The sequence below is a fragment of the Aneurinibacillus danicus genome, from assembly GCF_007991215.1.
GTDB classification, from domain to species: domain Bacteria; phylum Bacillota; class Bacilli; order Aneurinibacillales; family Aneurinibacillaceae; genus Aneurinibacillus; species Aneurinibacillus danicus.
The window spans coordinates 1-8,864 of record NZ_BJXX01000160.1 but is presented as its reverse complement, the minus strand read 5'-3'; the positions used below and the strand labels follow the sequence as shown (position 1 = coordinate 8,864).

The window sequence follows — 8,864 nt, the reverse complement described above, 5'->3', positions numbered from 1 at the left end:
TTTTCATGTCGGGGTTGCGGCTGAAGCGCCATGGTGGTTTTTTTGATATGCTGGCATTCCGTATATGTTAAGAAAAGGTGAAAAACTTAATGAAAAACAGATCAAAATCCCAAAAACGCGATGTCCGATTGAATATTGGACAGGAAATTCTGCTGACCATAAAGCGCATTGGCATCAACGGAGAAGGCATCGGCTACTACAAGCGCAAAGCAGTGTTTGTACCGGGTGCGCTTCCCGATGAAGTCGTAGAAGTTAAAATTACGAATGTACAGCCTTCGTTTGCCGAAGGAAAAGTAAAAAAAATAAAACAGGCATCCGAATTGCGCCAGACGCCCCCCTGCCCGGTATATGAACAATGCGGTGGCTGCCAAATGCAGCACATGACATATGAAGGACAGCTGCGGGCCAAGGAAGACATCGTGCGCAGCGCGTTCGAGAAATATACCGATATCGGCGAGCTTCCGCTGCGCCCTATCCTTGGCATGGATGATCCGTGGAGCTACCGCAACAAGGCCCAGCTCCAGGCCGGCATGAAGGATGGCCGTATGATTACCGGCCTGTACGCGCCGGACAGTCACCAGCTGATTGATATTGGCGACTGTCCGATTCAGCATCCGGAGACGAACCGGATGATTGCGGCCGCGCGGGACGTGCTCGAAAAGCTTAATATTCCCGTCTATAACGAGCGAAAACGGACCGGCATTATCCGTACGATTGTCGCGCGCGTCGGGTTTGAAACAGGCGAGATGCAGCTTATCCTCGTCACAGCGGAGGAGAAGTTGCCGCGCAAGAAGGAGATTATCACCGAACTGCGCATGCGCCTTCCGGAACTCACAAGCATTAACCAGAACATCAATACACAGAAAACATCGCTTATCTTCGGGGATAAAACAATAACACTATGGGGCAAAGACACAATTGACGAATCGCTCGGTGACGTTAAATTCTCGCTGTCGCCGCGCGCGTTCTTCCAGTTGAATCCGTCCCAGACGGTCAAGCTGTACGGCGCGGCCAAAGAAGCGGCCGGCCTGACAGGTTCGGAAATGGTAGTGGATGCCTACTGCGGCGTTGGAACGATTGCGCTCTGGCTGGCTCCCGATGCGAAGCGGGTGCGCGGCATCGAAGTGATTCCGGAAGCAATCGAGGACGCGAAGCGGAACGCGGAGAAGAGCGGCATTACAAATGCCGAATTCTATGTGGGCAAGGCGGAAGAGTTGCTGCCGAAATGGGTAAAGCAGGGCGAGCGCCCGGATGTTGTCGTCGTAGATCCGCCGCGCGTGGGTTGCGATAAGGCGCTGCTGGATGCGGTACTGAAAGCAAAGCCGAAGCGGTTCGTATACGTATCCTGTAACCCATCGACTTTGGCCCGCGATGTGGCGCATTTGCTGAAAGCATATCGACTGGAGTGGGTGCAGCCGGTAGATATGTTCCCACATACCTCGCATGTGGAGTGTACAGTGTTACTAAAATTGAGAGGGGCAAATGACTAAGCCCCTCGTTTTTCCAACGCCCTAACCGAATGAGGGCGGGTAATGTTGTAATGAATTGCTTTGATTGTACCATCTTCATTGACTTCTATCTTCTGAATAAGTCTTTGAAGAACCTGTTTCAAAACTTGTTCATCGTCGATGTCTAGTTTTGCGAAGCGGGCTATCTGCTTTCTAAAGGCATGGAGTTGTTCATCCATGTCTTTTTTCGTTTCAAGCAGAGATTCTATCTCAGCTTTCTTTAGGGTCAGCCTAGTTTGTTCCTCTTGAATGTGTTCGTTCTGAGCCTTGAATTGTACGATGTCGATAACCTTTTCAGAGTAGAGTTGCAGCAGGCTTTGAAACTCCTTGTTTAGCTGTTTCAACCGTTTGCTGATGTTGGTCAACTCTTTGGCATACTTGGCTTGTTGTTCATTGGCTTTGCCATTTACCGCCCTGTATAGCTTTTCCAACTTGACGTTATCAGCAATTAATTCTTTTAGGTCATCTTTTACCGCTTGCAATAACGTATCAGACTCTACGATGTGTGAGGAACAAAAAGATCGTGAATGCTTCACGTAGCCCCCGCAAACGTAAGCCCCGCTTTTCCGTCTGTCGGTACGAAAAACCATTCCCTTACCACAATCAGCGCAGACTGCGATATGAGCAAATAGACTCTCGCGTCCGTTGCTTTTGTTCCTGCCCTTTTGTTTCATTTTCTCTTGAACGGCGTTGTATTCGTCCATAGATATGATGGCAGGGTGGGCATTTTCAAAAACAATCTGCTGACTGGGTTCTACTTGTTTACGCTTCTTGGAAATGAAATCCCTTGTTTCTTCTCGGTGATGAACAAGCGTTCCAGTATACACAATATTACTCAAAATAAGTTTTACTGTGCTTTGATGCCACAATTCCCCCGCGTTACTAGCGCCAGATACGGTTCTTGGAGTTGGAATGCCACGATCAATGAGGTGGTTACTGATTTTGTACGTGCCCCAATCATGATACAGGTAAAGGTCAAAGATTTCCCTGACAATGGGAGCATAATCCTCATCCAATTCCAATCGCTTATTAAATGGGTCACGCTTGTAACCAAACGCGGGGAGGGAAGCCTTATAAACCCCTCGCCTTGCACTTGCCCGCAATCCAATCTTTATCCGCTGGGACAATTTTGCGCTTTCTTCCTCAGCCAGTACAGCCTTCAAATTAAACATGATTCTGCTATCGCGTGTTTCTGTATCGTAGTTATCTTCCGGCAAGATTAGTCGAATCCCAGAAGACTCTATTTCATGAGCGGTTTGAAGGTTTTCAACGGTGTTCCTGCCTAACCTTGATACAGACTTTGCGATTAAGGCATCAAACTTTTTCTTCTTTGCATCGAGAAGCAGTCGCTGAATTCCTTCTCGGTTGTTTCTGGTCGCCCCACTGATTCCGTCATCAATGTACTGACCGACAACTGTCCAGCCATTTTGGGCAGCCAGGTTCATGGCATACGATACTTGATTTTCAAGGCTGTTCTTTTGGGCATCTTGCTTGGTACTTACACGAGCATAAATAACAACCTTCAACATTAGTTTTTTCCCCCTTCTTTATCCACGCAAGAAAGGGGAGTATTCGCTTTATCGCTATCGTAAGCGGCTGATAAAATTTTGTCAATTTGACCATTCAGAATAGAAATCAACGATTCTTCCAAAGAGTTGCACCCATTAAACAATCGCTCTATTTTGTTCATTGATTATCCCCTCCACCGTCCCTATCGTGGTGAGTGTGGGAACAGTTGCGAAAAATTTTTATAGGGCGGGAGCGGGGCAACATAGCGATTTTAGATGCCACCCAGTGCCTGATGAATTTTTGATACTTAGAGAAGAATCGGTAACGCTTGAAATTTCCGTACCAAAAAATCTTTGAACCTTTGTACGCACCGAAAAGCTGTGCTCAAATATAACCTAATTTAACGTACATGTTTTCGATGTTAAGGTCAGATTTAATATGATAGCCTCCAAGAAAAAACGAATTGCTATTTTACACAGTTACCTCTACTTTCCTGCTGGAAAATGTTGCGTTCCCTTTGCCTTCATTTTGGACAAAAGAAGTCTGACATTCCCGAGTTAATGATTTTATTCGATTACTTATAATAGCAATACAAATTCATAATGAGGTGACGATATGACGACACTTAGCAAGTTCTACACCCCGCGGCAAGTAGCATCATTCCTGGGGATATCGCAATTGACTATCTACAAATGGATTGACGATGGAAAACTAAAGGCTTACAAGGTGAATCAACGCTGGATGATCGAGCAAAAAGATGTTGAAAACCTTGTCTACGGTAAAGGAGCGACACGCCAATGAGGTATTATACTTTGTCAGAGGTTGCTAATAAGCTGACAAAAGCCAGCCGGAATATGCTCGTAACTCAAGAGCGGGTCTGGCATTGGATTGAAAAAGAAGGGCTACATGCAGAACGTGTCCCGGACAATATAAGAGTTGGCACAAGGCCATATCTTATCGCTGAATCTGATTTAATTTCCTTTTTACAAGAAAAAGGCTGGAATGTTGATTTGATTTTCCCAGCCTGAAAAGGCATATGTAGTCCCTAAAATATCTTTATCCGTGGTTATGTGGAATAACACGTTAAAAAACACCTCCACGTTCACAAGTGGATGCAGCCCCGTTAGACGGTCAGTAATTATTTTTTGAAGTTGTGCTTCATCTCCTCAGATTCTACGTTTCACGTAGCCCCGTCACGGTTGCCGAAAGGCAAGGGATTCATGACAGACTTATGATTTATCATAAACGTGGTAAAGCCGTACCTGAGCACGTCTGATGTCATGTAGGGAACCTAAACTCACCTGTGTTCCTATCCCCCCTTAAAAGGGGGAATAGCGTTTCCTTACTCACCTATGTTTTTCCCCCCATTCAAGAAAACAATCATCTCTCTCCAACTCAGCGGGCGTAGCGCAGCGAAGCCCGCATGTGAGCAGACGTGAGCGTAGCGAACGGCTGCCACATCAGTAAACTAATTTTCATAAAGAGAAAAACCGCCAGGGGCGGGTACTGCCCCTCACATAAAAACATAATTCGACGAGTTTTGTATTTACATTTTATTCTAAAAGTAGTACTACTAGTAGTAATATTGAATATGGAAGAGGGAATATTATTTGGAGACTTTACATGTTGAAATAAACGAAATTAAAAACATTCGAAAGGGTAAAATTGAAATTCCGTTAGAAAAAGGGGTCTACGCTATTGTTGGTATCAACGGGTGTGGGAAAACTACGGTATTACAAGCATTAGCCCAGATAATCTCTCGTCATCATTTAGGTGCTCTTAAAGCTACAGACTATAATTCCAATTCCTCCGTAATATTTAAACTGGGGGATAAAATAGACGTGTGGAAAAAAGACGGAAACATGTGGAAGGCGGATACGTATCCAAATACCATGAGATTTAATGGTAGTTATGAAGGTAGTCTATTTTATGGTACTAGATTTAACGACTCCAAAGCAGTTGATCAACTAGTAGAAGATGGTGCCTTAGATGTAAATGAAATTGTGGAAGCCGATGATTATATAAAAGAAAAAATGAGTTATATAATCCATGGTGATAATCAGCATTACCGAAACTTAAAAAGGGTTCGAAACCGGGAAATTGCAAGGAAATTCAATTTGATGAATACTCCGTATTTTTACGAATTAAATGGACAATTGATTTCTCAATATCGAATGAGTTCAGGTGAATGTCTGCTAGTATCCCTGTTACATTTTGTTTATAACTCTCTTGTGAGAAAGTCATTACCGCCAAATAAGACAATTCTTTTATTAATTGACGAAATTGAAGTTGCCCTTCACCCCACCGCTATAAAAAGGTTACTTGAATTACTTAATCAGTTAGTTGAAGAATCGGAGCACCTTGTAGTAATTCTGACTACTCATGCACCGGAAGTTATTCGATTTATTTCGCCAAATAATTTATTTAAATTAGAGAACATTGATGGGGAACTTTCCGTTATAAACCCTTGTTATCCAAGCTATGCTATACGAGAGGTTTTTGACCAGGATGGTTTTGACTTTCTATTACTAGTTGAAGATAGATTAGCAAAAATTATTGTCGAGAAAGTCTTAAGGAAATATAGCATGTATAATAGTAAATTAATATACGTTTGCCCTGTTGGTGGGTGGGAAATGGTGCTTTCTCTTCACAAAGAATTGTTAAGGGCAAATCTGTTAGGCATTGGAAGGGTTGTAGTTTCAATTCTTGATGGTGATATTCAAGCACAAGCTAGAAATAAAAGTACCGATCTTAAAAAGTTATTCTTACCAATTGAAAGTGTGGAAAAGTTTTTGTATCGGGTTTTACTTGATAAGCCTGACCAAAAAATCAAAAAGAAAATCAATGATAAATATTTCCAGATAAATTCTATTGATAAGTTGATTTCTAATTATCGTAATAAATTCTCAAAAAAACAACCTGAAAAACCAAATAAGGAACTTTACAATATTTTGTTAGACGATTTGAAAAGCAGAGGAATTTCCGAACAAAGTTTTGTCAATAATCTTGCGGAAGATATTTTTGAACACGTAAATTTTGAACCTTTTGCTAAAAAATTGGCGGAAATACTTGAATAGTTTCTAACTTTGGTACATTGAAGCGTTGCTTTTAAAACTCAGTTACATTACTTTGTTCTAGAAATCCATCTTACTACTATTTAGCGAATACTCCCACATCCGATGAAAAAATGTTACTGCTGTACAGTCCTCACATGTGGAGTGCGTGGTAAGGCTATATTTGAAGGTGTAAAGGAAAAATAAACCCCTGCTATCCTTAATAAACTTCTAACAAAATCAAAACAAAGTTGTGCAAAAGAGCGGGAGAAAGGTTCGAGGTAAAAGGAGAAATCCTTATTTTTCAAGCCTTTTTCCTGTTTTTTATATCAAGACTTTATTTCAAACATAATAAAGTTGTGGCAGAAAAAATCGAATCAAAAATCGGGAAAAAGCCAGGTTTGTGAAAAACTTTATTATAACTGGAAACGTAGGAATGCGGGTTTGAGGGGTGTTTTTTAGCATGACTTTATTATGTCTTAACAGAAGGATGGAAAGTAAGAAAAATCTGGGGGAAATCGCATGAAGTGGAAATTTGATGAAGACCAAGATGTACGAATTTCAAGAGTTGTACAAGATCTTAGTGATGAATTTGCTATCATGGAAGAATGGTTCAAGTGTATTCAGGAGACTGTACAATTCCCTTTTAAAGCAAGGGTATTTGAAATACAGGAGAAGAGTTCAGTAGTTCAGTATGGGGATGTATTGAAAGTGCATTCCATTGATGATATTGATGATAAATATGGAATTATTGCACACGCAAGACTGGGGAGGAAAAAAATTTATTTTCCACTATGTGAATTAGAAGTTATTGAACTGAATGATATGGAAAGAAAAGTAATTGATGATTATTCAGTATGGTTTGCTAATCGATGAGATAAATATGATACTTAGACGGTGCAGGGGCATCTACCGTAAATGTAGTAGGTGATTTTCTGTGAAAATCATGAGGAAAGAAGGAGAAAAAGAGGAAATGAGATCCGGGGAAGAAAAAGGCGTTCGCCTTTTTCCACATTAAAATCATCCTCTCGTTCTCTTCTCACTTTTCCCTCGTACCACAAAAGTCAGCCGCCCTTCCCATCATTTTCATATCGGGGTTGCGGCGGAAACGCCATGGTCGTTTTCTGTGAAAATCATGAAATAAAGAAAGAAGGAGGGGGAGAGATTATAATAAATGTTATTGGATGGATTGTGGCAGTTATAGTTGCATTCTTACTATTTCCACTGATATCAGCGAAAGAGAAATTCGAAAAAGAACATGAGGATAGTACAGCAGGACAAAAAATTATGCTAAAAGCCTATTCAAATGCGTATTTGGTGATCGGATTGATTTGGGTTTCGTCTAAATTGTACGAATTAGTTTTTGGTAAATTTCAATATGATACATTACGATTTATTTTTGATATAAGTTTTTTTATCAGTTGCTTTGTCATGTATCTTACCGTTTTTGTTATGAAAAAGAGGAGAAAATCGACCAAGGAGCAGTAAGAAATTTCGGTGGATTACCAGTATGGTTGCAACTACTTTTACTTTTTCTATAAATCCCTCACTTTATTGTATAATAAGGTCAGGCACAGCAATCTGCTACAGTAATTATTTCAACTTCAAAACAAAAGAGGGGTTGTCATGGACAAAAATATACCTGAAGTTCGCGTCCCTGAAGAATTTTTGCAGGTTATTGATAAGACAGGATATGGAACTTCCCTTGATCAAAAACTGAGAGTATCTTTAGCTATCGGTCTATTCGTGGAAAGAGCGGTAACATTAGAACGCGCATCCGAACTTGCTGAAAAGCCGCTTTCTGACTTCATCAAGATTTTATCCAGCAAAAAAATACCTTGGATGGAATACACTGAAGAACATGTAGAAGATGACAACGTTGCAATCGAAAAATACTTCCAAGGAGAGTAGGAGAATGGCTAGAATTATCAGCAACACAAGCCCCTTAATCGCTTTATCGAAAATCCACCAGCTTCACTTGCTTTGGGAGTTATATGATCAAGTCTTTATTTCTGAAGCTGTATACCAGGAAATCATGGCCTCTGCAGATGAACAAAGTAGCGGAAAAGCGGAAGTTGACCAGGCCGTACAGGACAAAAACATAAACATTTATAAGGTACAAGATCAATTGCTTGTAAACTCGCTGTACGGCAAATTACATAAAGGTGAACTGGAAACCATCGTTGGGGGCAGGGAACTTAATGCCGACTTTGTGCTAATCGATGAAAAAGCTGCACGGCAAACTGCGAAGAACTTCTTTCTTACCATCATTGGTTCGATCGGCATTCTGCGAATCGCAAAACGCGAGGGAAAGATTGAATATGTTAAGCCATACATGGACTTTTTGATCGCAGAAGGATACCGAATTTCGCAACCGATTTACCATATGGTATTGGAAGCAGAAAAAGAACTATGAGACAATCCGCCAACATAAATGGTTAGCGGCTTGTATTCTTTTATTTGGACTATTAGCTCCTATACTCATTAATTCGCGCATAAATTCCGGGTTTTTGAAAGTCTCTGTAAATAACTTAGAGCGCGAGTTCAGACATAAAGGATGCGAAAGCTTTGTCATCTGCCTTAGGCACGCTCTTTCAATTAATTCTACAGCTGAACTTCAATTATTCTCGTAATATTTTCGGTTTTCGTATCAAGCATACGTTCAATATTTTTAGTTCCTTCTTCTACTCTACGTTCAATCTCATGAATTCGATTTTCAACATCTTTTTCAATTCGTTCGGCAATTCTACGAATTTCTTCAAGATTACGACTTGAATCACTGGTCCATTTCCAA

General features: G+C 41.0%; 11 protein-coding genes. 8 read left to right on the top strand and 3 right to left on the bottom strand.

Going from position 1 to position 8,864, the window contains the following annotated elements; genetic code table 11:
- Positions 1-89 precede the first annotated feature (89 nt).
- On the top strand, positions 90-1,490 hold the full coding sequence (gene rlmD, locus ADA01nite_RS16980; protein WP_146811465.1) for a 23S rRNA (uracil(1939)-C(5))-methyltransferase RlmD: 1,401 nt from the start codon (positions 90-92) through the stop codon (positions 1,488-1,490).
- On the opposite strand, the gene ADA01nite_RS16975 is transcribed toward rlmD, so the two are convergent.
- Together ADA01nite_RS16975 and ADA01nite_RS22210 are read right to left on the bottom strand one after the other, a co-directional pair.
- Positions 1,487-3,037 carry a recombinase family protein gene (locus ADA01nite_RS16975; protein ID WP_246147388.1) on the bottom strand — a complete coding sequence of 517 codons (1,551 nt, stop codon included), beginning with the start codon at positions 3,035-3,037 and terminating at the stop codon, positions 1,487-1,489. The two genes, rlmD and ADA01nite_RS16975, sit on opposite strands and share 4 nt — an antisense overlap.
- Positions 3,037-3,198 carry a hypothetical protein gene (locus ADA01nite_RS22210; RefSeq protein WP_170230352.1) on the bottom strand — a complete coding sequence of 54 codons (162 nt, stop codon included), beginning with the start codon at positions 3,196-3,198 and terminating at the stop codon, positions 3,037-3,039. The genes ADA01nite_RS16975 and ADA01nite_RS22210 overlap by 1 nt, the downstream gene beginning before the upstream one ends.
- A gap of 434 nt (positions 3,199-3,632) precedes the next feature.
- Between ADA01nite_RS22210 and ADA01nite_RS16970 the strand changes: the two genes are divergently transcribed.
- The 7 genes from ADA01nite_RS16970 to ADA01nite_RS16940 all read left to right on the top strand — a co-directional run bounded on the left by ADA01nite_RS16970 (position 3,633) and on the right by ADA01nite_RS16940 (position 8,486).
- A complete protein-coding gene (locus tag ADA01nite_RS16970; protein ID WP_146811464.1) occupies positions 3,633-3,818 on the top strand; it encodes a helix-turn-helix domain-containing protein in 186 nt (61 codons plus the stop codon).
- Positions 3,815-4,045, top strand: a complete 231-nt coding sequence (locus ADA01nite_RS16965) for a hypothetical protein (protein ID WP_146811463.1) — start codon at positions 3,815-3,817, stop codon at positions 4,043-4,045. The genes ADA01nite_RS16970 and ADA01nite_RS16965 overlap by 4 nt, the downstream gene beginning before the upstream one ends.
- Positions 4,046-4,627: 582 nt before the next feature.
- On the top strand, positions 4,628-6,094 hold the full coding sequence (locus ADA01nite_RS16960) for an ATP-dependent nuclease (RefSeq protein WP_170230351.1): 1,467 nt from the start codon (positions 4,628-4,630) through the stop codon (positions 6,092-6,094).
- 498 nt (positions 6,095-6,592) lie between these two features.
- Positions 6,593-6,946 (top strand): calcium-binding protein, encoded by a 354-nt coding sequence (locus tag ADA01nite_RS16955; RefSeq protein WP_146811461.1) that lies wholly within the window; start codon positions 6,593-6,595, stop codon positions 6,944-6,946.
- 237 nt (positions 6,947-7,183) lie between these two features.
- Positions 7,184-7,558 carry a hypothetical protein gene (locus tag ADA01nite_RS16950; RefSeq protein ID WP_146811460.1) on the top strand — a complete coding sequence of 125 codons (375 nt, stop codon included), beginning with the start codon at positions 7,184-7,186 and terminating at the stop codon, positions 7,556-7,558.
- Between the two features lie 138 nt (positions 7,559-7,696).
- Entirely contained in the window at positions 7,697-7,981 is a 285-nt protein-coding gene (locus ADA01nite_RS16945; protein ID WP_146811459.1) for a UPF0175 family protein, read from the top strand.
- Between the two features lie 4 nt (positions 7,982-7,985).
- Positions 7,986-8,486: a PIN domain-containing protein gene (locus ADA01nite_RS16940; RefSeq protein ID WP_170230350.1), complete on the top strand. Its 501-nt coding sequence runs from the start codon at positions 7,986-7,988 to the stop codon at positions 8,484-8,486.
- A gap of 188 nt (positions 8,487-8,674) precedes the next feature.
- Here ADA01nite_RS16940 and ADA01nite_RS22205 read toward each other — a convergent pair.
- On the bottom strand, positions 8,675-8,864 hold a 190-nt coding region (locus ADA01nite_RS22205; RefSeq protein WP_170230349.1), incomplete at its 5' end, for a hypothetical protein.